Source organism: Clostridium pasteurianum (genome assembly GCF_001705235.1).
Classification (GTDB): domain Bacteria; phylum Bacillota; class Clostridia; order Clostridiales; family Clostridiaceae; genus Clostridium_S; species Clostridium_S pasteurianum_A.
Genome location: NZ_MCGV01000001.1, coordinates 1,699,602 through 1,726,090 on the forward strand (window position 1 = coordinate 1,699,602; position 26,489 = coordinate 1,726,090).

At 28.9% G+C, this 26,489-nt stretch carries 25 protein-coding genes; 5 read left to right on the forward strand and 20 right to left on the reverse strand.

Features of this window, described 5'->3' with window-relative positions:
• Positions 1-12: 12 nt before the first annotated feature.
• On the reverse strand, positions 13-588 hold the full coding sequence (locus tag BEE63_RS07390) for a nucleoside recognition domain-containing protein (protein ID WP_066020776.1): 576 nt from the start codon (positions 586-588) through the stop codon (positions 13-15).
• Positions 589-848: 260 nt separating this feature from the next.
• Here BEE63_RS07390 and BEE63_RS07395 point away from each other — a divergent pair, with 260 nt between their 5' ends.
• The gene (locus BEE63_RS07395; RefSeq protein ID WP_066020777.1) at positions 849-3,194 is read left to right on the forward strand and encodes a transglutaminase domain-containing protein; all 2,346 of its coding nucleotides are present in this window, start codon (positions 849-851) and stop codon (positions 3,192-3,194) included.
• A gap of 146 nt (positions 3,195-3,340) precedes the next feature.
• Here the strand turns inward: BEE63_RS07395 and BEE63_RS07400 are convergent, their stop codons facing one another.
• The 8 genes from BEE63_RS07400 to BEE63_RS21395 all read right to left on the reverse strand — a co-directional run bounded on the left by BEE63_RS07400 (position 3,341) and on the right by BEE63_RS21395 (position 9,136).
• A complete protein-coding gene (locus tag BEE63_RS07400) occupies positions 3,341-4,060 on the reverse strand; it encodes an MBL fold metallo-hydrolase (protein WP_066020778.1) in 720 nt (239 codons plus the stop codon).
• A 96-nt stretch (positions 4,061-4,156) separates the two neighbouring features.
• Positions 4,157-5,047 (reverse strand): AraC family transcriptional regulator, encoded by an 891-nt coding sequence (locus tag BEE63_RS07405; RefSeq protein ID WP_066020779.1) that lies wholly within the window; start codon positions 5,045-5,047, stop codon positions 4,157-4,159.
• Positions 5,048-5,129: 82 nt separating this feature from the next.
• A complete protein-coding gene (locus BEE63_RS07410) occupies positions 5,130-5,708 on the reverse strand; it encodes a GNAT family N-acetyltransferase (RefSeq protein WP_066020780.1) in 579 nt (192 codons plus the stop codon).
• Entirely contained in the window at positions 5,635-6,165 is a 531-nt protein-coding gene (locus tag BEE63_RS07415) for a GNAT family N-acetyltransferase (protein WP_066020781.1), read from the reverse strand. Before BEE63_RS07415 ends, BEE63_RS07410 begins: the two co-directional genes overlap by 74 nt.
• Positions 6,166-6,199: 34 nt before the next feature.
• Entirely contained in the window at positions 6,200-6,754 is a 555-nt protein-coding gene (locus tag BEE63_RS07420) for a 2'-5' RNA ligase family protein (RefSeq protein ID WP_066020782.1), read from the reverse strand.
• 30 nt (positions 6,755-6,784) lie between these two features.
• Positions 6,785-7,492, reverse strand: a complete 708-nt coding sequence (locus BEE63_RS07425; RefSeq protein ID WP_066020783.1) for an HAD-IA family hydrolase — start codon at positions 7,490-7,492, stop codon at positions 6,785-6,787.
• A 16-nt stretch (positions 7,493-7,508) separates the two neighbouring features.
• On the reverse strand, positions 7,509-8,318 hold the full coding sequence (locus BEE63_RS07430) for a lipid II flippase Amj family protein (RefSeq protein ID WP_066020784.1): 810 nt from the start codon (positions 8,316-8,318) through the stop codon (positions 7,509-7,511).
• A gap of 23 nt (positions 8,319-8,341) precedes the next feature.
• Positions 8,342-9,136, reverse strand: coding sequence for an aminoglycoside adenylyltransferase domain-containing protein (locus tag BEE63_RS21395; protein ID WP_066020785.1), 795 nt, complete (start codon positions 9,134-9,136; stop codon positions 8,342-8,344).
• Positions 9,137-9,300: 164 nt separating this feature from the next.
• On the opposite strand from BEE63_RS21395, the gene BEE63_RS07440 reads away from it, so the two are divergent.
• The gene (locus BEE63_RS07440) at positions 9,301-10,092 is read left to right on the forward strand and encodes a helix-turn-helix domain-containing protein (protein ID WP_066020786.1); all 792 of its coding nucleotides are present in this window, start codon (positions 9,301-9,303) and stop codon (positions 10,090-10,092) included.
• Here BEE63_RS07440 and cutA read toward each other — a convergent pair whose 3' ends face one another.
• Positions 10,093-10,425 (reverse strand): YqfO family protein, encoded by a 333-nt coding sequence (cutA, locus tag BEE63_RS07445; RefSeq protein ID WP_066023190.1) that lies wholly within the window; start codon positions 10,423-10,425, stop codon positions 10,093-10,095.
• A gap of 123 nt (positions 10,426-10,548) precedes the next feature.
• Here cutA and BEE63_RS07450 point away from each other — a divergent pair, with 123 nt between their 5' ends.
• The gene (locus BEE63_RS07450) at positions 10,549-11,589 is read left to right on the forward strand and encodes a S1C family serine protease (protein ID WP_066020787.1); all 1,041 of its coding nucleotides are present in this window, start codon (positions 10,549-10,551) and stop codon (positions 11,587-11,589) included.
• Between the two features lie 268 nt (positions 11,590-11,857).
• On the opposite strand, the gene BEE63_RS07455 is transcribed toward BEE63_RS07450, so the two are convergent.
• Entirely contained in the window at positions 11,858-12,766 is a 909-nt protein-coding gene (locus BEE63_RS07455) for an ROK family protein (protein ID WP_066020788.1), read from the reverse strand.
• Positions 12,767-13,076: 310 nt separating this feature from the next.
• On the opposite strand from BEE63_RS07455, the gene BEE63_RS07460 reads away from it, so the two are divergent.
• On the forward strand, positions 13,077-14,288 hold the full coding sequence (locus BEE63_RS07460) for an MFS transporter (RefSeq protein ID WP_066020789.1): 1,212 nt from the start codon (positions 13,077-13,079) through the stop codon (positions 14,286-14,288).
• Between the two features lie 76 nt (positions 14,289-14,364).
• Here the strand turns inward: BEE63_RS07460 and BEE63_RS07465 are convergent, their stop codons facing one another.
• The 5 genes from BEE63_RS07465 to BEE63_RS07485 all read right to left on the reverse strand — a co-directional run bounded on the left by BEE63_RS07465 (position 14,365) and on the right by BEE63_RS07485 (position 20,561).
• Positions 14,365-15,771: a sensor histidine kinase gene (locus tag BEE63_RS07465; RefSeq protein WP_066020790.1), complete on the reverse strand. Its 1,407-nt coding sequence runs from the start codon at positions 15,769-15,771 to the stop codon at positions 14,365-14,367.
• On the reverse strand, positions 15,772-16,425 hold the full coding sequence (locus BEE63_RS07470) for a response regulator transcription factor (RefSeq protein ID WP_066020791.1): 654 nt from the start codon (positions 16,423-16,425) through the stop codon (positions 15,772-15,774).
• Between the two features lie 96 nt (positions 16,426-16,521).
• Positions 16,522-17,238: a hypothetical protein gene (locus BEE63_RS07475; RefSeq protein WP_066020792.1), complete on the reverse strand. Its 717-nt coding sequence runs from the start codon at positions 17,236-17,238 to the stop codon at positions 16,522-16,524.
• Positions 17,239-17,376: 138 nt separating this feature from the next.
• Positions 17,377-19,881: an ABC transporter permease gene (locus tag BEE63_RS07480; RefSeq protein ID WP_066020793.1), complete on the reverse strand. Its 2,505-nt coding sequence runs from the start codon at positions 19,879-19,881 to the stop codon at positions 17,377-17,379.
• Complete coding sequence (locus BEE63_RS07485) at positions 19,878-20,561, reverse strand: ABC transporter ATP-binding protein (RefSeq protein ID WP_066020794.1); 684 nt, start codon at positions 20,559-20,561, stop codon at positions 19,878-19,880. The genes BEE63_RS07480 and BEE63_RS07485 overlap by 4 nt, the downstream gene beginning before the upstream one ends.
• 526 nt (positions 20,562-21,087) lie before the next feature.
• On the opposite strand from BEE63_RS07485, the gene BEE63_RS07490 reads away from it, so the two are divergent.
• Positions 21,088-22,266 (forward strand): MFS transporter, encoded by a 1,179-nt coding sequence (locus BEE63_RS07490; protein ID WP_066020795.1) that lies wholly within the window; start codon positions 21,088-21,090, stop codon positions 22,264-22,266.
• 427 nt (positions 22,267-22,693) lie between these two features.
• Here BEE63_RS07490 and BEE63_RS07495 read toward each other — a convergent pair whose 3' ends face one another.
• The 4 genes from BEE63_RS07495 to BEE63_RS07515 all read right to left on the reverse strand — a co-directional run bounded on the left by BEE63_RS07495 (position 22,694) and on the right by BEE63_RS07515 (position 26,468).
• Complete coding sequence (locus BEE63_RS07495) at positions 22,694-23,944, reverse strand: sensor histidine kinase (protein WP_066020796.1); 1,251 nt, start codon at positions 23,942-23,944, stop codon at positions 22,694-22,696.
• Positions 23,945-24,628 (reverse strand): response regulator transcription factor, encoded by a 684-nt coding sequence (locus BEE63_RS07500; protein ID WP_066020797.1) that lies wholly within the window; start codon positions 24,626-24,628, stop codon positions 23,945-23,947.
• A 972-nt stretch (positions 24,629-25,600) separates the two neighbouring features.
• A complete protein-coding gene (locus BEE63_RS07510) occupies positions 25,601-26,080 on the reverse strand; it encodes a DUF3189 family protein (RefSeq protein ID WP_066020799.1) in 480 nt (159 codons plus the stop codon).
• 79 nt (positions 26,081-26,159) lie between these two features.
• On the reverse strand, positions 26,160-26,468 hold the full coding sequence (locus BEE63_RS07515) for a PTS sugar transporter subunit IIB (RefSeq protein WP_066020800.1): 309 nt from the start codon (positions 26,466-26,468) through the stop codon (positions 26,160-26,162).
• Between the last annotated feature and the right edge of the window lie 21 nt (positions 26,469-26,489).

Genomic DNA, 26,489 nt, shown 5'->3' on the forward strand with positions numbered 1-26,489 from the left:
CCCTCACCCCTTTTAAAAATATCTTTCTAGAATCTTACAATAAATTATGCCCATCACCGCTGCTGTACATGAGGTAATAATAGTTGGAATTATTATCACCGCTGGATTAGAAGAACTACAGGCGGCTCTTATGGATATAACTGTCGTAGGTACAAGCTGTATGCAGGCTGCATTTATAACAAGAAACTTTGCCATATCATTAGTTGCTGTATCTTTTTTTCTATTGACCTTTTCCATGGCTTCCATTGTTTTTATTCCAAAAGGTGTTGCAGCATTTCCAAGTCCCAGCATATTTGAAGTTATATTCATAATCATGGGACCCATTATGTCCTTATCTTTACTTATATCTTTAAACACTATTTTAAGTATAGGTCTTAACACCACAGCAAGCTTGTCCGTAAGTCCACTTTTTTCTGCAATTCTCATAATTCCACACCACAAACACATTATCCCTACAAGCGAAAACATAAGTTTAACAGTAGTTTCCGTAGAACCTATAATAGCTTTTGAAAGGCCATCACCTTTTCCCGAAAAAACACCAACAATAGTTCCCACAAATACAAAAACAAACCATATATAATTTATCAATTTATTCCTCCCACAAATACATAATAGATATATATAATAGTATTTCAAAACATTAAATAAAATACATAAATTCAGGCCATCCTCGAATACTATTATTTCATTTAGAATAAAAAACTGTACACATATATATGTATATTATTCCACAAAGTATTAAAATTTGTTTGCTTGACTATTTTATGTGATTATGTTGTAATGTATATTATAATTATATTAAATTTTATATTAAATATTTTAATTTTATACAGGAGGAATATCTTTTAATGAAAAAATTAATTTCAACTATTGTAATATTTTCACTTATTGTAAGTAGTGTACTTACAGGCTGCAATAAAAGTGAAATTGCATCTAAGAATCTCAATATTAAATCTACTAATAAAACAAATTATGTAACCATACAAAGTATTAAAAAAAAATATCAAACACAAAATAGCAATTCTATAATGCCAATGTATAATGTACCAAACAATAAAAAATTCGATCTTAAATTTAAATCTAATCTAAATAATTTAAATGCTCAAGATATAGTTTCTGTTCACACAGATTCAAAATGCTTAGATCAGAGCCGAATTTTAGACTTTGAATGGCTCAAAAATAACGCAAGCAATCAAACTTACGTTACTATAAAACCCCTAAGTTCTGTATTAAGTTCTAAAAGCAATATGGATACTAACAATAATGCACTTTGGGGAAATGCACCAATGTATTATATAAGAATAAATTATGATATGAATTCAACAACTGTAAAAAAATTGGACAAGCCTATAATTATACCTTTTACTGTTAAATCGGAATTACCAGTTCCAAATCTTAGAAAAGAAATAAGTGCTGATGGCAGACTTAAATTAGTTTGGGATAAGGTAAAGGGCGCTAAAAAATACAATGTATACCATGTAATTACACCTGAAATAGGAAATGATTCTAATGCACCTACTAGCGGAGCAGAAGATGGCTATAAAGGTTATCCATTACTTGAAGCAACAATTACCAAAACAAAATGGCAGGACTTTATGAATGATGGTAAAGACGGTCTTCTAGGTTACTCAAAAACTATAAGTGAAGAAAATTCTGGTATAAATGGAGATTATTATGTTACTGCTGTAGCTGGCAATAAAGAATCAAATTTCAGTACCCCTGTTTGTACATCTAATTTATCTTCTCAGATGCCAAATAGATTAGATGACGTGCAAACTTTCACCAAAAAATTTAAAACCGCAGCCGACCTTCCACATTCTGTGCCAATAAAATTTGTTGGCGGAAGTGTTAAAAACTTAAAAGTTATCTATGATACAAAAAACATACATAAAGAAGATGACACAACTCTTATAAACTATAAAATAAAAGGCACTGCACTAAAAGGTTATACTTACGTAGAAGACTTCAAAAATTCTGATAAAACAGTATTAAATACTTATAATAAGGATAAAGATATATCTGATGGATACGTTGAACCAACAGATACAAGTGACAGTGTACCAAACCCAAATGTACCTACTATAATAAACAATAAAAATAAATCAAATAGTAAAGATTCTAGTATTGATGATCAAAAGAAAAATACTAAAAGCCATATAAGTAAAGCTGATAAAGCACTTGTTCCTACTTCTGATATATCAAGAGCAGTGAAAATATCCGCTTCATCACCACTTGAAGAATATTTGGCCTTAAAACTTATAAATGGAGATTCAAGTATTTCTCTAGAAGCTTTCCCTGAAGCTCAAAATATGGATACATTGTCAGATACACTGAAAGAAGTAATATATCAAAATCCTATTATATTAGGTGTAAAAAGATATTCATATAGTTATTCTACTTTAACACTTAACATCACATATAATGATACTCCTAGTACTATGAAGGAAAAGCAAAAAAGTATACTTACTGAGGCTAAGAAAATAGTTTCTTCAACTACAAACTCAAGCATGTCAGATGAAGAAAAGCGTAAAGCTCTATACGATTATTTAAATAAAAATACCAAATATGATGATGCAGCTCTAAAGGATGCTGAAAAGAACAATTATAGATATACGGATTCAAAATATAATGATGCTTTTACAACTTATGGGATACTGGTAAAAAAATCAGGCGTCTGCATGAGTTACGCCTACACTTACAAATTACTTTGTGATCTGGCAAAAGTAAAATGTATTGTGGTTACTGGAACAATAGATAATTGCCCTCATGCATGGAATAAGGTTAAAATAGACAGTGATTGGCTAAATACCGACAATACTAACAATCAAACGAACTGTGGAATACCATACATGCTTTATGAAAGTAACGACCAAACTGCATCAAATTTGACTTATGTTGAGGATAATGATTTTTGCCTAGATAAAGATATTGAAAACTATGCAGGTACCAACAATCAAAATGATTATTATGTTGAAAACGGTCTTGAAGTTAACGATGTATCTCAATATTCATCTAAAATAAGCGACTTTGTAAAAACAAATAAGCATTATATAATTTTGAGATTTTCTAATAAATTCAATAAAGATGAAGTAACCGACGCCACAGCAAAATCATTTTATGATAACGCAAAAGATAAACTCTCTAGAGCCCGTATAAGATCTCTAGCGAACTACGTAGAGGTACTTGTAAAATAGGATATATCATAAAATTGTATAAACCTCGAAAACTGATGTAATATAAATTACTCTATTAGGAAGGTTTTATTAATTAGGAAAAAATAAATTAGACTATAAAAAATAATTAACTCAACTTTTTACGTACAAAGTTGAGTTAATTATTTTTAATGCAATACGTATTTTATATTCTCGCTGTGTACCTTATTTTCATATTCTGTTTTAAAACTAAAATTTTTACCATTCATTAAACCTTTTAAATATTCAATTGTATTTAATATATCTCCCTTTGTTAAGTTCAAGGTATGACCACCCATAATTTTTTTAGGTTTATATTCAATATACTTTTCAAGTGTTTTTATATATTCTTCAGTGCAGCTGCTTTCAAGGTATATTATTGGTTTTTCAACATTATCACCAACATATAGTATTTCCTCTTCGCGGTCATATATTGAAATACTGTCTATTGTATGTCCCGGACTATAAAAAAGTTCAAGACTATCATCTTCAAAATAAATTTTACTATCAAAAGTCATATTGGGAAGTTTCTTAACTGTGGCACCTAAAACATATTCTTTATTTTGATTTAATTGATCATCCCAGCACTTATCTAACAAACTTCTGCATTTTTTATGACTTATTATTTTACAACCATTAAAGGAGCAATTCCCAAGTACATGATCCCAGTGAAAATGAGTATTAATAACTACGATTTCTTTATTTCCAAGTGTTTTTAATATAGGTTTCATATATTCAGCACCGCAAAATGTGTCTATTATATATACTCTATTCTTTTTTTCAATTACAAATACATTAGTTAAACATTCTTGCAATTCATCAAAAATATATACTGTAGAACTTTTGCTTACCCTTTTTAGTTTTGCCACAAAACTTCCCCTTTCTAATATTTTAATTTTCCCAAAGTTTATCTTTATTAATCCTATGCAGATACAGAGGAGTTTTTTTAACGCGACGAAGCATTTTTACTTGGCTACTCTAATCCACACTTCGCAGTGCCCTTTTCCGTTTCCATCTCCATAATACATTTCCAAATCATATCCATCAACTTTTTCATAATTAGAAGTTGGAAGCCATTCAGAATATATACGCTCATTTAAAGATTGAATACTTTTTCCACTATCATTATTAACTTCATACTGCTCAGTTGTAAATATAGCCCATGTAGAGGCTGGAACTTCTACTACCTTGTATTTTCCAACTTTGCTTTTTGGATTTTCTACTACACATAACATATACGGAAATGTAGCTCCCCCAGTTTTTCTGTAATCACAAATTGCATTAACAGAGCATAATCCTTTATCACTTTCTGGATAATTGCCAGAAGACTCAGCAAGTTCATCATACTCACCATTTGTTAAAAGCTCATCCCAAAACTTTGGCACTTCATTTGAAGCAAAATCATTTACTGTATTAAAAATCCTTTCAATGCCATAAACTCTAAATGATTCTTTTTTCTCAATCCTATAATTCATTTCAAACACTCCTTTAATTGAAATTTTAAAGGATATGCGTGGATAAGCTTTAAGTTCAACTCCAGTATTACGTGCCTGTGTAGGTGTAACACCATGAAGTAATTGAAATGCACGGGTAAAAGCTTCTGGCGATTCATACCCATATTTAAGTGCAAGATTAATAACCTTTACATCACTATTTTGAAGTTCAAATGCTGCAAGTGTCATTTTCCTTCGCCTTATATATTCAGCCAAAGTAACATCAACTATAAATGAAAATGCTCTTTGAAAACTGTATACAGATGAACATGCCTCTCTTGCAGCCTTTTCATAATCAACTTTACCTTCAAGGTTACTTTCAATATAGTTTATTGCATTATTCATTCTTTTAAGCCAATCCACTTATATCACTTCCTTCAATTAAAAAGTATACAAGCAAAAATAAATTTAAGCCTTGCAATTTATGCAGGATATTGCAAGACAATTATTTTGTGTTAATTACTTTTTCCATAAGCATTGTACTAAATTTGTCGCCATTAAGGTCATACTTGTTTTCACGAACAACTTTAAAACCATACTTATTATAAAAATTGCTTCCCTTAATATTATCCTTTTCCACTTCTAAATAAATTCTATTAGCAGCTTTGAAGCTATCAATAACTCCCTCTAAAAGTTTTCTGCCAATTCCTTTTCTTTGACAATTGGGATTTATATATAGCCTCTTTAAAAACACTTTATCTTCCTTTTTCTGAGCAGTGGCTAGTCCAACTATTTTATTTTCATCATCTTTAGCTATAAGAAATAATATTTTCTCATCCTGAATTTCAGCTTTAAACTTATCCACTGTTTGTGACTCATTTATAATATAATCCACAGTTTGCTGTAAAAAAAAATCTTTGTAAGTATCAATCCATACCAAATTCAATAATTTTTTAATTTCATCTGCATTATTAGGGTTTGCTCTACATATGCTTATCATAATATCATCCCTATTTTTGAAATTCATCTTTAAATATTGCCATAAGTATTTCATCATAGTATTTTCCATCTTTAAATATTTCATCTTTTAAAGTACCCTCCACTTTAAATCCACATTTTTTATAAGATTTTATGGCTCTCTCATTGAAAGAAAATACACTTAATTTCACTTTATTTATATTCATATTTTGAAAAATAAACTTCAAGAGTACCCTCATTGCATCAGTTCCATAGCCCTTTCCCCAATACTCTTTGCTAACCCAAATTCCAACTTCTGCTGTACGCACAAGCCAGTTCAATTCATTAATACCACAACCTCCTATATATTTCTCCGTTTTTATATCTTCTATGGCAAAATTAAACTGACCATTTTCATTTGCCTTCTGGGCTTTTATCCATTCCTCTTCTCCCAACTTACTCATTGGGAATGGAACTCTTGGATTCAAAAACTTTTGCAGCTCCTCATTATTCATAAATTTCGTAGCTAATTCTATGTCCTCTTCCTTATATGCTCTTAAACAAACTTTTTCTCCATAATACACTTCATATCATCTCCTACAAAAATATATATTTGAATTATTTTGGCTTATTATAACATAATACATCATTTGTATATTTTTTACACAAAATCCAATTGTTTTTTTCCCATTTATATAAAGTTATATTATCAAAATTAGCTTTAAAATTACAATCATATTTATTTACATAATCCCAAATTTCTTCAAAGTTATTTTTGACTCTCTTACTTACAATTGTACAATGAAAAACCTTATCCCCCTTTTCATTGCCCTTCCACTCCAGCCAGTTTAATTTTTTTAGTTCATTAATTAATTTGTCATAAATGTTTCTTGCCTCTTTTGATAACTTAACGGGCATATATATAACATCTTTTCTAAATTTATCGAATCCATTTATACTTATTTCATAACCTTTAAAATCACTTTGAAACTTTTCTAAAATATTTTCTAATTCCATGATGTTATTTTCATCAGCTTCAAATGGAGCTTTTATAGTAAAATGTGCTGACAATTTAGAGCGGCCAGCATTAAATTTGTACTTTAAATCAGCTGCCAATTTTGCATTTAGTTTTGCAGCTTCTCCCTCTATATTACAGATTATAACATATCTCATTTGCGCATCTCCTCATTTAACCATTAAGCTTTATACTATATATCTTTCTAATCCATTCAAATTTCTAATAATTCTATAATTCCTACAAAACAATTTATTATACATATACATACTAAAACTCCTACACAGAACAATTGATTGAAGTCCAAGCTCTTTTGCCCCAGCACAATTTTTTACATTATCATCAATAAACACAGCTTCCCCTGGCAAAACTCCAAGTTCATGAAGTGCAGTATTATACATAATTTTATTAGGTTTTGTTACTCCATGTACTGATGATATTACAAAAGAAGAAAAGTACTTTCTAAATCCAGCTGTTTTAAAAACACTCTCAAGTGATGGCCATGCATCAGAAACTACTGCAAGTTTGTATTTTTCACTTAATTTCGGTATTAAATTAACAGCATCATCATAAAAACTATATTTATTATAATAATATACCAAATCCTGCGCAGCAGCTCCAATTTCTTTATTTCCCATCTTTAACTCAGGAATATTAGTTGAAAATATACTATAGTATTTTACAAAACATATATATTCATCTTTTTCATTAAGAATTAAATTTTGCTTATTTATATAATCTCCAGCTTTCTTAAAAGCCCATTTCCTTTTTAAAACCGGTACAGCATAAAATCTTTTTCTATCCACATACTTAAAAAAATTAGGTGGTATAAACCAGCTCCCTGAAACAGGTCTATTTAAAACGCGTCCTGAATCAAATAAAATGGTTCTAATCATAAAGTCCTCCAATATATTAAATTCTTGATATAAAATCAACGCCTCTTGCTGCAAGCACAATAGCTGAAGAAGCTGGAAGTAAAAGAAATACAGCCGCAAAGGTTCCAGTAACCTTACTTCCTACCATAGCCATGACACAGTCTTTAAAACTTTTTTCAGTGCATTTCCCATCCATTACATCCTCTGTCATAACAGACATCTGTGGATCTATAAAAATTGTCATAAGTATTTGTGCAATACCATTTACAACAGAAGATAAAGTAACACAAGTTGCCCTTAAATCAGGAGCCATCTTACATGCATATATAGGTGCCAAAGCTCCAACTGTAATAATTGCAACTGATATAAAATTGTACACTACAACTTTTTTAGGTAAATTTCTATAATTCATTTCCTTTATGCTTTCCTTTGAAGGAGCAACGACACAATTTTTCATAGAATGCATGCCCTGCTTTGACATACTATGTAATATAAGTCTTGGAATAGATCTTTGGGCTGAAAAGAAAAAAACTCCTTTAGAAAACATTTTTTGAAATGTAGGTATTAAAATAGCCCCAACAGCTGCAGCTATACCAGAAACTAAAATTATGAGATTAAATATATGAAGTAAATTGCTGGAGTATAAATTCTTCTCAACATAATTTGTTAAAAGTGGTTCTTGAAAAGTTACCGCAGTTCTTGATATTAAGGTTAAAATATTAAACACTGTAAATGAGATTGCTATCTTACCTGTCCTTACTCCAACTAATCTAGTAGAATATGCAAGTGTTCCAATAAATGTAATAATAAAATTAAAAACTAAAATCAATAAAATCTGTAATGTCAAGTTATACTCCTTCTCTCTTAAATTTAAAGAAACATTATATTTGAATTTCTATTTATGAAATATCTGCTGTTAAAAAACGTAATTCCGAATTTTATAAATTTTTTGGTGTCATTTTGCCTTTTTAATCTAGAAGAATATATTGACTTTCCACTATGCTTTTTAATCCTTATAGCCTCAAGTACTATATTTCTAAATTCGCTTGGAATGTAATCTGCAATTATATCCATGGAATTAATTTTGGATAGTTCTTTTTTATTTTGAACAAAATACAAAATTCTACATACAGCTAGAACTGAAAATTGGACCCAATAATCAGATAGAAATATAATTTTAGATTTTACTTTTTCACCCCAGTAACAATTTAAATTATAATCTATATTTTCAAGTAATTCCTTATAACTTATCCTAATATTTAATTTATCAACTGACGGACTTTTAACACCCACACCATAATTTTTTAACGCCCACCATGTAAAATTATCTATATGGGAATATCCTTTTTTCAAAGTTTCGTTTTGTAAATAAATGTATGGTTTCATGTGCAAATCAGATTTTCCTATGTTTTTTAAAGTTATATAATTTCCTCTCACCATGCTTGTAAATTTAAGTTTCTTGTGTATACTCTCAAGCATGCAAAATTCTTCTTTTGTAAAATCATCTGCTATAATTGTCATAAATTCAATACACTTATTTTCCTTTAAAGTATTATTTTTATATATATAAACGCCATAAATTTTATCCTCAAAATATATTTTAAGCTGAAACTCATACTCATAAAATTTTGATTTAACATCATAAATTAATTTTTTATTATCCATACTTCTTTCATCTCCAACTCAAAACTTATTTATAAATATAATTCATAACATTTCCAAACTCAATATTTATATAAAATTCAAACATAATCTTGAACATTATGGTATATTAAATATAATATTAGAATATAATCTTGAATAATAATCAACTTTCAGGAGGATAAATAATGAAAAACAATAATCTTGAAATAAAAATATCAAAAAATAAAATCTACGAAAAGACATGTGATATATTTACGCATAACTTAAAAAAATTAATTCAACTTGAAGGGACTCAAAAAAAATTAGCAAAAAAAATAGGCGTCTCTGAAGATTTGCTATCAAAATATAAATCCGGAGATACCTTTCCATCAATAGAAACAATTTTATATATTTGTAATGTATATCATATAGATATAGATAAATTTTTAACCGTACCTTTAAACGCTTCTTTTTTTGAAGAATCAATTGAAAATGACTCAGAGCTCCATAATATTTTTGCCGAAAACTATTTCTGCTATTTTTTTGTCACCAACTCCGGCAAAAGAGAAGCTATTCATGAGTCAAAACTAAAAATACTTAAAAACAGCAGCACTTTTGAGATATTTGTCAAAGGTCAAATTATTAAAGAATTCAAGGGAGATTACAAAATTTCAGACAATCTAGTTTTTTTTAATCTTTACAGTAAAAAAGACGGTTATGCTTACATAACAATGATTAGACCTAGCTTAAATAAAAGCAGATATGTTGGTGGACTTGCAATGCTGTGCCTTCCTTCTGATGCAAACAGCAAGCCATGTTGCCAGAAGATAGTAATAAGTAACACACAAATTGATAGACAAGTTAACTTTGATTCCTTAAGCAATTTTTTGAGCTTTTCAGCTGAAAATAATAATTTTGGAAATATAAAAATTTCAAGATATGAAGACGAAAATGTCTATGATTTTATAGTTAATTTAAACACTTCATCTTCATATTAATTATTCAAATAATTCATTTAATAGAGGAATTACATTTATAACTGGTTCTTCATAAGGATGTACTTTTCTTATGATTTTCATAGCAGCCTCTACATATTCACGTTTACATCTAACTTCAACTTTGCATTCTTCTCCTTTGCAAAGTTTCCCCACTTCTCCATCAAATGGATCAGCTCCTTCAAGTGGTCTCCAGTATCCCTGAACTTTATTTATAGACATACAATGATCATAATTTCCTATCTTACCTACATTAACTTTACTGAGCTCATCCCCTAATTTTTTAACATACCCTTTTGGAATATAAATTTCAATTTTAAATTCTCTCATCTGCATGTAACCATCTCCCGGAATTATCTTTTTAAATAATTTTATACCAATGTTTTCTATATGTAAACAGCAAGAATAATATATGCAATTTTGTGTCAAAATATTATCAAAAACATTGGTGGCGATATTATGAAAACACATAAATTATTATCCTTAATTTTAGTAGATACTATTTTTATTTCTACTTTTACTGGCTGTAAATTAAACAACAATAAAACGAATATGCATTCTAATAAGGCAATTGCACAAGATACTACTACAAATGCTGAATCTCCTGTAACTATTGCATCAAAAAAGGTTCTCCCTTCAGTTGTCGGCGTTACCACAACTTTTGTTGAAAATAATGAAACCAAACAAGGTGTCGGTTCCGGAATGGTAATTGACAGTTCTGGATACATTTTAACTAACAATCATGTAGCTAATAAAAATAGCAAGAGCATAAAAATATCCTTGTATGGTGGTGGTGATGTTGATGCAAAGCCAATGTGGGCTAATGATAGTTTGGATTTATCGATATTAAAAATAAATTCTAAAAATCTAACACCTGTTGTGCTTGGTGATTCTTCAAAAGTACAAATAGGTGAAACAGCTATAGCCATAGGCAATCCTCTTGGGCTAAATTTCCAAAGAACAGTAACTTCTGGCATAGTAAGTGCCGTTGACAGAACAGTTGAGGCTGGAGAAGGTGTATTTATGGAGGACTTAATTCAAACGGATGCCTCAATAAATCCAGGTAACAGTGGTGGTCCACTTATAGATACAAATGGAAAAGTAATAGGTGTAAACTCTGCAAAAATAACAAGTGCTGAAGGTATAGGCTTTGCCGTTCCAGTAAACATAATTAAGCCAGTTATAAAAAGCTTAAAATCAACTGGATCATTTACAACTCCTGTAATAGGTATAATAGGTCTTGATAAATCAATGAGCGGATACCTAAATATAAATTTTAAAAAAGGCATTTATGTTTATAACGTAGCTAAAAACAGCGGTGCATCTGAAGCTGGAATAAAAAAGGGAGATATAATATTAGGTGTTAATGGAAATGATATTAATACTATGAATGAATTAAGGGAAGCCATATACAATACCGGTGTCAATAAAACTATAAATTTAAAACTTCAAACTAGCTCAGGTGAAACTAACGTTAGTGTTAATACTAGAGCGAAGTAATAGTATTTTGAAACATTAAATAAAACTCATAAATCTAAGTTCCAAATTATAAAAGGACTAAGAAATTTTAATAACTCGCTGAAAAAAAGCTCAAACAAATTAAAACTTCTAAGTCCTTTTATAATTTAGAACAAGACTTATTGAATTTTATTTAAATCGTTCCCAAAATACTATTACTTCGCTCAAAATAAAAACAAGGTAAATTTTCCAAAGCAAAGCGGCGGAAAATCGTCATTCATTCTTAATTCTTCTTTCTTAATTTTTAATTTTATATATTATATTTGATCATGTAATTATAAAGTGCTCCGATTAAATTTGAATCGTTAAAAAACTTACAAGGAACAATCTCTGGCTTTAATAAAATTGCTGGAGCTATATCTTTGGCGTGTTTTTCTATGTTTTCTCTTATACAATCAATAAGTACTTTCTGCTTGCTTATTCCGCCTCCAATAGCTATTTTTTCAGGATCGTAAATGTATTGTAAATTATACAATTGTATAGCCATCCTGTAACAGTAATTATTAAGTGCTTCAATAGCACTTTCATCACCATTATTTATATATTCAAAAGCTTTGTATCCATCCACCTCTTCTATAGATAAGTTTTTAGCATCAGCCACCATCTTACATAATGCCTTTGTACCACCACGCGTAGCCCAGGTATTTGCATATTTATCCCTTGGATCAGGCACTGCATCACTAGTAAGAATAAAACTAAATTCTCCTGCCACAAAATGCTTTCCCTTATGAAGTCTTTTATTCTTAATAACTCCGCCGCCAATGCCTGTCCCTAAAACAACAACTAATCCATCATCACAATCCTTAAGATTTCCTTTCCACGCTTCTGCTAAAGCTGCACATTTTCCATCATTCTCGATTGATATTGGGACAGGACATCTTTCGCTAAGTGTTTTTCCCATATCTTTATCATTATTGTATAGCAGCGCTCCTCCAGAATACAAATATCCCCGATCACTATCTATACGTCCAGGCATGCTCATAGCTATTCCATTAATTCTACTTTTGTACTTATCAAAGATTTTACCAATAGTGTCTACAAAATTTTCTATATTATCACTAGGAGTTTTCTCCTTACCTTTCTCAATAAATTCAGCTTCATCATTCATAATTGCATATTTTATAAAAGTTCCACCTACATCAATTACTAAAAATTCCATAAAAAACACTCCCCAATCTAAATAATATCGTTTACAAAATTATACTTAATATTATCATGTTTTTCAATAAAATTAAAGTCAACTTGTAATTTTTAATTTTCAAGTTTATTATAATATTGTTACACATAATAATTATTCATGCAACATACACAAATCTTTAATTCATACATATTTTAGGCCGTAATTTATATTCTCTACATTACATATTAAAATCGATTTTCTATTTTTTGATATATGAATTTTATAAGACAAGTAGAACTATTCGCTGCGCAATTAATGCACTTTATTATGAACTTACGGAGGTATTATAATGGTATTATTAAATAGAACTACATTTTCTTCACTACAACATAGAGATTTTAAATGCTTTATAATTGGACAGTCTATTTCTTTGATAGGTACTTGGCTTCAAAGAACTGCACAAGTCTGGTTATTATATACTTTAACAAAATCACCTTTTCTTTTAGGTCTACTCAGCGTTTTTCAATTTGGTCCAACACTTCTTTTCTCAGCCTTCTGTGGAGCAATCGTTGATAGATTTCCTAAAAAGAAACTGCTTTATTTAACTCAGACTGTAGGTATGCTTCAAGCTTTAGTACTATTCATACTAGTTTACACAAACCACATTACTTATCAGTTGATTTTCCTCTTAGCTGTAATAGCAGGTTTGGGAACAACCTTGGACATGCCAACAAGACAATCATATTTCATTGAGCTCGTTGGGAAAAAAGATTTGCCTAATGCTATATCACTAAATTCCTCTATTTTTAACATAGCCAAAATAATAGGACCGTCAATTGCAGGTATAATAATGTTAAAGACAAGTATAAGTTTTTGCTTTTTTATAAACTTTTTGAGCTTCGCTGCCGTACTCACCGGTTTATTCTTTATAAAACAAAAAAGTACAGCTGCAAACACTTCAAAGGGTGCTCTGCTTAAGGAAGTAAAAGAAGGCTTTAAATATATCTATTCAAATAAAATACTTACAAAAACTTTGATTTTCATGGCAATAATCTGTACTTTTGCTATGAATATAGATGTAATAGCTCCTGTATTTTCAAAAACTATTCTACATAAAGAATCGAGCGGATATACATTTATATTATCTGCAATGGGAGTAGGTTCACTCCTTGGAACTATAAAAATGGCAAATTTAAGACGAAAAAAACTAAATTTTAAGCTTTTAAAAATTGTTGCCCTTTCAACTGCCACTTTTCAGATAATAGCGGCTTTCTCTGGCAATCTTTATTTTTGTGCCTTATTAGTACTTGGAAGTGGCTTTTGCAACCTATGTTTTTTAAATGGAAGTAATTCAATACTTCAGCTTAACACCTCAGACGAATACAGAGGAAGAGTTATGAGTATATATACCCTTGTAAATGCTGGTACAACTCCTATAGGGAACTTACTTGTAGGTACAGCAATGAATATGGGCGGGGGAAGACTTGGCTTTCTATCTACTGGCCTTGTAGCAATAATTTTAACTATAGTATATTCTCTAGTTTACAAATCCAACTTTTAAAAATAGCTGTCTATCCATTGATATTTATGGATGAACAGCTGCCTTATTTTTTATTGAATCATCTATAATCATTTTCCTATTTTGAATTAAATCTTATTTTTATTGTTGTTCCTTCACCGAGTTCACTCTCCACATCAAATTTAATATTATGTATTCTAGCAATTTGAGAACATAAAGAAAGTCCAAGTCCAACACCATTATTACTTCTATCCCTTGATTTATCAACCATATAAAATGGTTCAAATATTTTTTTAATCTCCTCCTTAGGTATTCCAACTCCTTTATCTTTAATTTGTACTATATGATCTGACTCTATATATGAATTTATATATATTTTACTTCCACATTGAGAAGCTTTAATTGCATTATCTACCAAATTGCTTATAAGTATTCGTATAAGCTCTCTATCCATAGTTAAGCTAAAATCTTCAATTGAAGTTACTAATTCTATATTTTTATCCTTTAACTTCGGTACTATAGAATTTTTTATTTCTTCAATTACACTTTTGATTTTACTAACCTGCATTTTAGGTTTTTCTTCTCTTAGCATAATTAAGTCCATTAACTTTGAAGACATTTTTTGTAATCTCTTTCCTTCTTTATAAACATAATTCAAACAGTTAAAAGTTTCCTCATCAAAACTTTTATTTGTTATAAGATAATCAGTATAACCTATAATTGATGTAAGTGGACTTCTAATTTCATGTGATAAATTATCTATAAAATTTTGCTTGTCCATTGAGTTCTCTCTTAATTCCTTTATATTTTCTTCAATTACATCTGCCATATGGTTAAAATTCTCTGCTAAATCACCAATCTCATCTTTATTTGTAATCTTAACCCTTTCACTGAAATTTCCTTCTGATATTTTGTGAGTTGATTTTATAAGTTGATTAATAGGATTCACAATTGTTTTACTTATAATTATCATAACTACAGCTAACGCTATACATACAAAAAAATTCAATTTCATAAGAATATTGTACAAATATCTGTAATTCTTATATACCCATGATACTTCTTTTATGTATGAAACTTTATAATATCTATTATATATATAAATTTTTTTATTTATATATAAATAGCTTTTGCCAGTTATATCTCGAACTTCATAACTAACTTTATCTTTAGAAAAATTACCATTGCTTTCGTTTCTTGATACTCCTTTTTTAAAGTCGTCATATATTTTCCTGTTACTGTTATCTAATATCTGAAAATATATTTCTCCATTAGTTACAGATTCCATGTATGAATTAATAGCCTGGTTTATCTTGGCCTTATTGTCAGCAATATAAATTTTATCACTAAGTCGCACATACAGCTGCATAGATTCACAAAATCTATTTTGTTCGTTTATTCCAGAATTAATTTCACTCTCCAAATTTAATTTAAAACTTCTATTTATTAAATACATAGTCGATGGAACAAAAAAAAATTCAAAAGCAACTAATGTGCATATAAAAATTTTCTCCCAAAGCTTCATCTAACCCTCCAATTTATATCCTAACCCAAATATAGTTCTTATTTCCTTCTTCAAAGATAGTTTCCTTCTAATACGCTGCACATGGTTATCTACCGTTCGTGTTTCCCCGCAATAATCATATCCCCACACATTTTCAATTAGTTTTTCCCTTGTAAGAACAATATTTTTATTTTGAACTAAAAACAAAAACAATTCAAATTCTTTCAAAGTAAGCTCTACATCTTTACCATCTATCCTGATGCTTCTCTCATCAGTATTTATTTCTATATTTTTATAGCATAATATATTGCTTTTTTTCTTGTAATGCCTTAATGTATTTTCAATTCTAGCTAAAAGTTCAACCCCTTCAAATGGTTTTGTTATATAATCATCCGCACCTAATTTTAATCCATATACTCTATCTGCAACAGAAACTTTAGCTGTTAAAAAAATAGTTGGAATATTTCTTTTTTTAATCTTTGAAAATACAGTAAATCCATCAATCTTAGGAAGCATAACATCAAGAAGAAGCAAATCAAATTTCTCATTTTTTATTGCCTTTAAAGCTTCTTCGCCATCATAAACCTGCGTACTTTCATAATTAGCCATATTTAGATTAAGTTTTATTAAATTAGAAATTGCAGCATCATCTTCTACAATTAATATTTTTATCATTGCTAAATCACCTTTCAGCCTTAACAAATCAGCTAAAATACTAATTTTAGCCGATTCATTATTATGATATTTTTAATTAATTTACATTCAAAGGTTTTATTTATTAGGCATTAATCCTTCACTTTTACCTTCTTTTATTTCATCAAAACCAACTACAGAGTAAGTATTAAGATCTACTTCTACATAAAAAATTTCATTTCCAGTTGCATCTTTACAATTCATCATAACTCTACCATACTCTTTACCTGCATCACTATCCCCAATTAAATCTATTGATGCAATACCATCAAAAATTCCTTTATCCTTTAAAAACTTTTCAGTTGCTGCTTTAGCTTTTTCTTTATCACACTTTAAACCCTTCGTGCTTTTTATTCCATCTAATGCTCTTATACTTGCAACCTTGCCATCTTTTAAGTATATCATAACATTATAATCATCATAAATTGTATTAGTCTTGTTAAAGGTTTCGTATGATTTTTCTGCATCAATTGGATCAAAGAATACATATACTACTTTCGAAGCATCTTTATCTCTACCAACATCTGCTCTTAAATGATCTTGTTTCATTTTTTCATCCATATCTACATTCATATATTTTTTTAAATAATTTTTTGCAAGGTCAATTGCTTTCTTATCACTAGTTTTTAGTTCATCAACATTACTATTGCTATTTTCACTTAAATTACTACTAGCTACCTTAACAACATTTTTAGTCGCTTTTTCTGTATTTTTTCCTTCAAAATTGATAACAAATGTACTTGATATTATAACTACAGCTGTCAAAGTAAGTCCTATTAATTTTCTTGTATTCATTTAAAATTACCTCCACAAAATATTTTTTCGTGCACGAAATTGTTTTTTCAATGATTATTATGGACTTAACTTTTACTCTAAATCTACCAAAGTTGTGTACAAGTTGTAAAATATCTCCCAACTTATAAAAATAACTTTTTATTCTTCTACCCCCATAATCTCCACAATATTAATCTTCTCAATTTTCTTTATAGGGAACATCATAGAAAGAAATATTACAGCAAATACGCCAATGCTAGAAACCACTATCTCTTTACAAAATAGTATCCAATTAAGACCGCTAATGTTGTTTATACTTTTGCAAATTAAATAATAAAGTATACTGCTGAAAATAGTTCCATAAAATATACCATAAACGCCATATAAAAGTCCTTCGCTTAATAAAGTTTTTTTAAGACTACCCATACTCATTCCAGCAGCTCTAAGACATGCAAATTCTTTTAATCTTAGCATCAAATTTGTATTTACAGTATTAATTATATTTAACACTCCAATCAAACTTATTACTCCTATAAATCCATATACAAGTGCATAAATTTCTATTTTATACTGTTTAGCTTGTTCTTCAATTTCTACTGAATCATCAATTTTATATCGATAATTAACTCCAAGTTTATCACCTATCTCAGTTTTAACCTTTTTCCTGTCTGCATTTTTATCTAGCTCAACTTGAAATTCGCTAAATCCCTCTAAACCAGTTATATTTTTGTATCCTTCAGCAGATGTTATAGCAGAAATACCATTGAGATTTTTATAATAAGAAATTTCTCTACTTAATACAGCTCCAACTTTAACTTTTCGCAATTTTTCAAAATTTACTTTTTTAACATTACCTCTATCATAAATTTTATTGTTATCTATATAAATCTCATCACCTGGTTTTAGATTAGTTTCTCTAATTGTTTTTCCATTAGCTTCATAATCTATCCCATCAAATATCAGTACTTCCTCTCCGCTGTTAAGTTTTTCAGTGTCGATTTTTCCATCTATAACCACATTTTTTAAAAGGTTAATTTCATTTAAATCATATCCTGTCAGAACATCATTAACATCATAAAAATATCCCCCATAATAACTCAAGGCTCTTTTATTTACACTTTTAAACTCAGGAGAAATATTACTTTTAGGACATAATATCATAAAACTTGATTCCTCTAGTGGATATATATTCTTTACGCCACTTATCTTTTTTATCCCATACACATCTTCCTTTTTAAAACTAATATCATTTGAATATATATGCAAATCTTTTATAAATCCACCATAATTGAAGTATTGAAGCATCCTATATAAGAAGGCATAAAATGACACAAAAATAACTATACTAACTGCAATCGAAGAAACAACAAGCCTAAAACTTTTTTTATTTCTTTTCATATTTCTAAATGTTAAAAATGTTTCAAATCTAAATTTCTTTTTTATAGGATTATAACGCTTTTTATACTTTGCAATTCCACTACCTTTGCTATATCCCCTTATAGCCTCCATAGGTGTTATTTTACTGCTTTTATATACAGGAACAACTGACGAAAAAATAATGCATAAGATTCCAAATCCAGCACATATACTAATCGTCTTTAAGGATATATATACACCTGCCATACCCGCACTATCAAATATAGAGAATTTACTCACATTTACTATTAGAAAAATAATTTTTATTACTCCTATACCACATAAAATACCAAGAGGAATTCCTATGCCTATCATTATAAAGGCTTCTATAAATACTATACTTTTTACATGATAAGATGAAGCTCCCAAAGCCCTTAGTACACCAAATTCCTTTATTCGCTGAAAAATAGACATATTAAATGCACTGTATATAACAAGAGCTGAAGATATGAGTATTATACCTCCAAGAATTATCATCACTATTAAATTTCCAATATCATTATAATTATTTATACTTTTTCCCTTAAGTAAAAGTACACCATCATTATAGTTTTTAAATTTAGGTTTTATTTTTGCTTCAATTGTTTTAAAACTTTTTTTGAAATCAGCCTTATTTTTCAAATTAACGTAGGCACTATATTTTGATTTTCCAGCCATAATATTATCCGCTGCTTTCTGTGAAATAAAAAACATATTATTTGTTTCCTTAGAAAAACCTGAAATAGTAAATTCTTTTTGAGCTACATTTTTTGAGTCATTAACTGATATATATAATTTTATTTTATCATTGAGCTTATATCCTTGTTTCATAAGCATTTTAGGTGCTACAGCTTCATTTTCATTTCTAGGAAATTTTCCTTCTTGCAATTTTACATTTCTCATTTTTATTACATTATCTTCATAAAAGGATATTTCATAAGCCCTTATAGTTCTATCACCTAAAGTATATTTACTAATTTGGTCCTGTTTTAAAAAACCATTTCCAACGTAAATACTTATTCCAACCTGACTTACAGAATAATTGCTTTTAAGATAGTTAATATTATTCATATCAAGCCCATCATATAAAACATCATAGCTTCCAGTTACATTTATATTTTGCTTAGCTTGAGAATACTCAATACTATCAAGCATCACTGAAATAGCTGTAAAAAGTGCAACTGCAAGTATTATGCCCAATATAGTAATAATTGTTCTTCTTTTTTGGCGTTTAATATACCTAAAAGCAAGAATCTTGGATACATTCATCCTCGTATCACCTCATCACTTATTACACTTCCATCTTCCATCCTAATTATTCTATCTGCCGATGAAGCTATATTCATATCATGTGTTATCATAATTAAAGTTTGATTGAATTTCTCAACAGAAAGTCTTAAAAGTTCTACTACTGCTCTGCTGTTTTTTGTATCAAGATTTCCTGTAGGTTCGTCTGCAAGTATTATTGATGGTCTATAAGCAAGTGCTCGTCCTATAGCAACTCTCTGCTGTTGTCCACCAGAAAGTTCCTCCGGGAAATGATATCTTCTGTCTTTTAAGTCTAATATTTCTATTAATTCATCAACATACTTTTGATCAGGTTCTATATCATCCAACATAAAAGATAACTTTATGTTCTCCTCTACATTGAGTACAGGAATAAGATTATAGTACTGAAATATTATTCCTATCTTTCTTCTCCTAAACACAGAAAGCTTTTTTTCATTAAGAGAATATATATCGCTTCCATCTATGATAACCTTTCCCGATGACGGTTTATCAATACCTCCAAGCATATGTAGCAGTGTGCTTTTACCTGAACCACTTGCTCCTACCACTGCCGTAAACTGACCTTTTTTTATATCAAGATTTATATTTTTTAAAGCTTCTACCTTTGTAATACCTTTTCCATATGTCTTACAAAGATCACTTGTAACAGCTATCCCCATATGTACCTCCAAATATTAAATTACTATATATATTATACTTTAAATTTTAATAAATGAATCTTAATTATTTGTGTAATATATTCTTACTTTTTATACATTTAAGTTCCAAATATAGCTTAAATTTGGACTTGGTTTACTTATGCTTTTATGATAAAATATAATATGTTTTTATTAAACTTTAAAATTGTTATTTTTAATAGTATGTGAAACATGGTCACAGTACAATAGATTTCAATATGCTTAGTATTAATTGTAAACATTAACACATAATAATCCCACTAACAGATAATAAATATATTAAAGCTTTTAGTATATTTATTTTTGTTAAAATTTTCACTTGCAGCATTCTATAATAATATTTTTACATACTATTGTATCTATTGTCATACGTATTAAAACATACTATATAGATTTATATAATAATACCATGCAGGATAATTTAAAACTTTGAGAGGAGGATATGTGTAAAATACCCACATTATAAAACATATTTATAGTTTTATAAATTTTACGCATTCAAAAAACTATGAACAAAAACTTTAGAAACATGCTTATAGCTTTTATAGGCGCATTTTTTATGTCACTATTTTCTAATACTTTATCCCCTTTTATAACTACTATACAAAATACTTACCACGTTTCAAACACAATAATTGCAATACTTCCTTCAACCGTTTATGGTGCCTCATTTATAATGAGTATACTTGGTGCTAAGATTATGAATAAACTTGATTTAAAAAAATCACTTTATTTAGGATTTTCATTTGTAATTTTATCTAGCATTATAATTTTTACTGCAAATTCTTTTTATGTACTTTTAATAGGTTATTTTTTCTCTGGATTTGCAGTTGGTTTAGGCTGCCTTATATCAAGTACTATAATATCGGTTTTACCAAAACAATATCAAAAGTTTAGTCTTTTCAATGCTTGTTTTGGACTTGGTGGAATTTTGATTTTACCAATAGATAAATTTTTCTTAAAAAATGGCATAAGTTTTCATTATGCTTATTTAATTCATGTTGTTACAATATGCTTATTTTTCATTTTAGCATTAGGCGTTAAAGATGTATCAATACATACAGAAGAAACTTCTTCTGATAATAATAGTTCATCCATAATTTCAGTATTAAAAAATCCTTTAGTTCTTACTTTATCTTTTGCTATATTCTTTTATGTAGGTGCTGAAATTTCTACTACCAGTTGGACAGGTACTTTTTTAGAGAGATATTATAGTATAAGCAGAGCAGATGTCCCAAATATACTATTAGGATTTTGGGTCTTATTTACAATTGGAAGAGCTGTTGGTGATAAAATTCTTGACAAAATTGGACAACTTAGATTTTTATCATTTTCGCCTATTATATCTATATTAGGAATATTTATAATACTATCAAAAGCAAATAAGTTTTTTGCCTTATTAGGTGTTGCCATTATAGGCATAACAATATCTATGATATATCCTGCTCTTCAAGGATACATAGTACAGCATGTTCCAAAGCGCGATGTTCCATCTGCCGCTGCTATTATAAACATATTCAATAATTTTGGAGCTACTTTTTTGACTTACCTTATAGGCTATGCAGCCGGGGTTAAAATAACTTACGCTTTCTTAATACAGATAATTTTCTATGTTTATATAATATCTGTTTCATTTAAATACCTGTTAAAATCAAAAAAGTTACACATTAATAATACTGCAGCATAAAAATATTGCGAAGTAATAGTATTTTGAAACATTAAATAAAAATCATAAGACTAAGCTCCAAATTATAAAAAGACTAAGGAATTTTAATAACTCGCTGAAAAAAAGCTCAGACAAATTAAAATTTCTAAGTCTTTTTATAATTTTAAGCAAATCTTATTGAGCTTTATTTAAATCGTTCCCAAAATACTATTACTTCGCCTAAAATAAAAGCAAGGAAAATTTTTCTCCGCTTCACTACGGAAAATAGGTATAAAAGTACAGATATAAGTAATAAAAATTCTAAAAATACTAAGATATTTTAATAACTTACTAGCATTCATGCAAATTAAAATCTCTAATCTTTTTAGAATTTTAAGCAAATCTTATTGAGCTTTATTTAAATCGTTCCAAAATATTGTTACTTTACTCAAGAAAAAAAGCAATGCTGTTATTTTTCCTTATCATATAAAAACACAATATTAAAAGTAGTTCCCACTCCAATAACACTTTTAACTGTAATGAATCCTCCTTGATTTTCTATGATGCTTTTTGCAAGTGATAACCCAATACCAGTACTGTTTTTATTATAAACCCCTTTTCCTTTATAAAATCTCTCAAATATGTGAGGCAAATCTTCCTTAGAAATTCCTGCTCCATTATCGCCAATGGTAACCTTGACCATAATAGGCGAGTTGTAAATTGTAATTTTTATTTTCCCTTCATCATCCGTATGCTCAATACAATTTTTTATTATATTGCTAAAAGCTTCAATTAACCACTTTCTATCATGAGCAAAGTATGCCTTATCGCTGCTTTCAACTATCATTTTTTGATTTTTCACAGTATACATAGGTCTTAATAATTTTACACTTTCATCTATTGTTTCTTCAATTGACGAATCTCTATTTCTAAACTCAATAGCACCTGCATCTAATTTTGCCATTTTTAAAAGATTTATTATAAGCCATTCCATTTTATCAAGTTGCTTTTGACTTTCATGTAAAAATTCATTTAACGTTTTTTCATCCTTAACACTTTGATTTAAAAGAAGTTCATTAAAAATTTTAAGGGAAGAAAGAGGAGTTTTTAATTGATGTGATATATCCTGCATAGTATTCTTAAGGAAACCTTTTTCCTTTTTAAGGGTATCAAATGTATTTTCTATTATAGAACTCATTTTATTAAAAGAAGTACTTAATTTTCCAAGTTCGCCATCTCTATATTCACTTAATCTTAAGGAATATTCACCCTTTATTATTTTCTCCGCACCATTATACACCTCATTTATTTTAGTAAAAATACTATTAAATTGTCTGAGTGATATTATCATATGAAATATGACAAATAAAATGAATATCATTAAAGTTAAAGTTATGAAGCTATCATGAAATCTACTAAGTGAATCATTAAGATCATATGTATTTTTCTCAATTCCATACTGCTTTAGCATCCCAATTCCACTTTCAATTGTACCCTTATCATACTTTTGGGTAAAATCCGTTATTATTTCGTTCTTCATTTCGGGATGACTTTTTATTAATGTCTCAATAGCAGCACCATTACTACTTATAAGTTCTCCATTAACCTGTCTTAACATCATAGTTGAAAAAACATATAATATAAGAGCACATACTATTGTAACTATGATATTAAGTTCTACATTTTTTGCAATTTCCGGATTTCTAAAAGCCTTCCTCACTTAAACTTCCCCTCCATTCCATCTATATCCGATACCTCTAACCGTAACTATATACGGATCTTTGGAATCATCCTTAAGCTTTTCCCTAAGTCTTTTAATATAAACAGACAATGTATTGTCATCTACAAACTCTTCAGAAATATCCCATAATTTTTTAAGTATCAGATTTCTTTCAAGAGTTTGTCCAGCATTTTCTATAAATAAAATAAGAAGTTTAAGTTCCATATGAGTGAGTATTATTTCTTCTCCGTTTTTATACGCTTTTAAAGTTTTCTTATCAATTAATACATCACGTGACTTAAGCTCTAACCTTTGAGCATTATTAGAGCATCTTCTCATAACTGCCTTGATTCTTGATATAAGTTCTTTTATCTTAAACGGCTTTGATATATAGTCATCTGCTCCTAAGTCAAATCCCATAACTACATTTACCTCTTCGTCGCAGGCAGTTAAAAATATTATTGGAATATCTGAACTTTTCCTTATTTCTTTACATAAATCATATCCACTTCCATCCGGAAGCATCAAATCTAAAAGTACAAGTGAAACTTTCTCTCTTTTAAACGCTTCCTTTGCATCTTGAATATTACTTGCAGATACAACCTCAAATTTTTCACTTAAGAGAGTATATTTTATTCCCATTGAAAGTGCTTCGTCATCTTCCACAAGAAGTATTCTTGCCATAACCTTATCTCCTTTAAATAAATTATTTAAACACTATTATAATACTAATATACTTTATTAAAGGTATCAAGTATAGGTTTTAATAGTTAAACTTTATTTAAGCATGTACCAAAGTGCTAATCTTCAAAACATTTTGGTACATGCTTAAATAAAATGTTTAACTTAAAACCTACGTTGTGAAATAATGTTGATTCGAGATATTAAATAAAACTAATAAATCTAAGACAATAAATCGTAAAAATCTAAGGAAATTTAATAACTGGCTATCACTCAAACAGATTAAATTCTCTAAGACTTTTACGATTTATCATCTAAGATTTATAAAGCTTTATTTAAACCATCCCAAATCAACATTATTTCACTATGTCAGAAAAGCAAGGAAACTTTTTCTCCGCTCCTCTACGAAAAACTTTCAATTTTAAATTTTTTTCAGTGACATCAAAAGAAAATCATCCTTTCCCTTGACCTTCTGACGAGCGAAGCAATGTCAACTATACAAATTACTAATGGCTAATACACATTATTTACGCCCAAAATTCCGTAGGCACGGAGGAATTTTTTCCCTGTTTCACTCAAAAAGAGAAGTAACAATGCTGAAGGAACAATTTAAAAAAATTCTAATAAATCTTGAATTAAAAATCATAAAATACTTAGATATTATCTCACACATAAGGCTTATGCAAAGTCTATCCCCTGCTGACGAGCAAAGCAATGTCAACACTCATAAATTACTAATGGCTAGTTCACATTGTCTACGCCCAAAATTCCGTAGGCACGGAGGAATTTTTTCCTTGCTCTACTTAAAAAGAGAAGTGACAATGCTGAAGGAACGATTTAAAAAAATTCTAATAAATCTTGAATTAAAAATCATAAAATACTTAGATATTTCAATTTGTCTGAGCTTCTTTTCAGCGAGTTATTGAAATATCTTAGGATTTTATGATTTTTAATTCTTAGATTTATAGGATTTTTTTAATGTTCTGAAGCATTGTTACTTCTCTTTAGATTATTTTTTACACCCCTAACAATATTCGCAATATCCATATATGCCTTTAATGTTCCATAAGTTACAATTGGTCTTCCTATGTTTACAAGATGGAGTCTTCTTGATGTAAAGCCTCCAATTTTCATAAGCGTATTTATTGATGGTTTTGTATCAACTATCATAAGCTCTTCGTTATCCCCCTTAAGAATAGTATACATATCCTCAATTGCGGGTATAACTAAATTAGCAACATATTGCCTTCCTATAGTGTATATTTTATTTTTATATTCATCTTTTCCTATATAAATTAAATGTCCCATATCGCCTTTATCAATCTTATCAAAGGTTTTAAGTTTTAATAACTCTTCCTTTGATGGCACTGTATCTATCGGTAGTTTATTAATATGTATATTAGCAGCTACTGCCGTAGAATGTGTTCCTCCAACATCATGATATATAATTATCATTTTTATCACCTACTAAAATAAACTATACATAAAACTCTTTTAATGAGCTTTACATATAGTTTACTTAGTTTGAAAAAAACTATTCATTATTAAGCACTTTCAATGCAAATTCTAAAACCTTTTCTCCATCCATCATTCCATAAGCACGTGATGGTATAATTTCAATTGGAATTTTATCGTTACATAATTTTTTCAGCTTAGGAAGCTTAAAAGCTATTTGAGGACCTATTAATGCAATATCCCATTTGTTTAATTGTTTAGAAAATTGCACTTCAGAAAAAGCATCAACAGCAACCTCTATCCCCCTTTTCTCCGCCGCTTTCTTTATTCTAGGTACTAACATACTTGAAGACATACCAGCTCCACAAAATAATGAAATCCTAATCAATTAGAGTCCTCCTTATGACAT

Excerpts from the sequence above, each read along its gene's own strand:
- BEE63_RS07395 (WP_066020777.1), top strand. The coding sequence starts at position 849 with ATGAAAAAATTAATTTCAACTATTGTAATATTTTCACTTATTGTAAGT.
- BEE63_RS07410 (WP_066020780.1), bottom strand. The coding sequence starts at position 5,708 with ATGAAATATTTAAAGATGGAAAATACTATGATGAAATACTTATGGCAA.
- BEE63_RS07420 (WP_066020782.1), bottom strand. The coding sequence starts at position 6,754 with ATGAGATATGTTATAATCTGTAATATAGAGGGAGAAGCTGCAAAACTA.
- BEE63_RS07425 (WP_066020783.1), bottom strand. The coding sequence starts at position 7,492 with ATGATTAGAACCATTTTATTTGATTCAGGACGCGTTTTAAATAGACCT.
- BEE63_RS21395 (WP_066020785.1), bottom strand. The coding sequence starts at position 9,136 with ATGGATAATAAAAAATTAATTTATGATGTTAAATCAAAATTTTATGAG.
- BEE63_RS07440 (WP_066020786.1), top strand. The coding sequence starts at position 9,301 with ATGAAAAACAATAATCTTGAAATAAAAATATCAAAAAATAAAATCTAC.
- cutA (WP_066023190.1), bottom strand. The coding sequence starts at position 10,425 with ATGCAGATGAGAGAATTTAAAATTGAAATTTATATTCCAAAAGGGTAT.
- BEE63_RS07450 (WP_066020787.1), top strand. The coding sequence starts at position 10,549 with ATGAAAACACATAAATTATTATCCTTAATTTTAGTAGATACTATTTTT.
- BEE63_RS07455 (WP_066020788.1), bottom strand. The coding sequence starts at position 12,766 with ATGGAATTTTTAGTAATTGATGTAGGTGGAACTTTTATAAAATATGCA.
- BEE63_RS07460 (WP_066020789.1), top strand. The coding sequence starts at position 13,077 with ATGGTATTATTAAATAGAACTACATTTTCTTCACTACAACATAGAGAT.
- BEE63_RS07465 (WP_066020790.1), bottom strand. The coding sequence starts at position 15,771 with ATGAAGCTTTGGGAGAAAATTTTTATATGCACATTAGTTGCTTTTGAA.
- BEE63_RS07470 (WP_066020791.1), bottom strand. The coding sequence starts at position 16,425 with ATGATAAAAATATTAATTGTAGAAGATGATGCTGCAATTTCTAATTTA.
- BEE63_RS07475 (WP_066020792.1), bottom strand. The coding sequence starts at position 17,238 with ATGAATACAAGAAAATTAATAGGACTTACTTTGACAGCTGTAGTTATA.
- BEE63_RS07480 (WP_066020793.1), bottom strand. The coding sequence starts at position 19,881 with ATGAATGTATCCAAGATTCTTGCTTTTAGGTATATTAAACGCCAAAAA.
- BEE63_RS07485 (WP_066020794.1), bottom strand. The coding sequence starts at position 20,561 with ATGGGGATAGCTGTTACAAGTGATCTTTGTAAGACATATGGAAAAGGT.
- BEE63_RS07490 (WP_066020795.1), top strand. The coding sequence starts at position 21,088 with ATGAACAAAAACTTTAGAAACATGCTTATAGCTTTTATAGGCGCATTT.
- BEE63_RS07500 (WP_066020797.1), bottom strand. The coding sequence starts at position 24,628 with ATGGCAAGAATACTTCTTGTGGAAGATGACGAAGCACTTTCAATGGGA.
- BEE63_RS07510 (WP_066020799.1), bottom strand. The coding sequence starts at position 26,080 with ATGATAATTATATATCATGATGTTGGAGGAACACATTCTACGGCAGTA.